General features: G+C 65.1%; 1 protein-coding gene. It reads left to right on the top strand.

Translation table 11 applies throughout. The annotated features are described in order from the left end of the window. Positions 1 to 307: DUF6492 family protein (locus tag EN852_RS38565; protein ID WP_246694577.1), on the top strand; the 307-nt coding region annotated here is incomplete at both ends.

Genomic DNA, 307 nt, shown 5'->3' with positions numbered 1-307 from the left:
GCGTGTTCGACGATCCGCTGAGCGGTTTTCGCCGCCGCATCTGGCTGAGCTTCAGGACACAGCCGCTGCGCGGCTGGCACGTGCAGCAACTGCGGCGCATCGCCATTGCCGGCCAGGCGAAGGAAGACGTGCTGGTCTTCTGCGATTCCGATGTCGCCTTCATGAAACCGTTCGACGCGAACGCCTTTTGGCGCGACGGCAAGGTGCGGCTGTTCCGTCGCGACGGCGTGCTGTCGAATGATGGCCATGACGAGCATCGCGTCTGGTCGCGGAATGCCGGCGCAGCGCTCGGCATCGATCCCGCCAA

This window comes from Mesorhizobium sp. M2E.F.Ca.ET.209.01.1.1 (assembly GCF_004010375.2).
Classification (GTDB): Bacteria; Pseudomonadota; Alphaproteobacteria; order Rhizobiales; family Rhizobiaceae; genus Mesorhizobium.
This window is presented reverse-complemented; position numbering and strand designations above follow the sequence as displayed.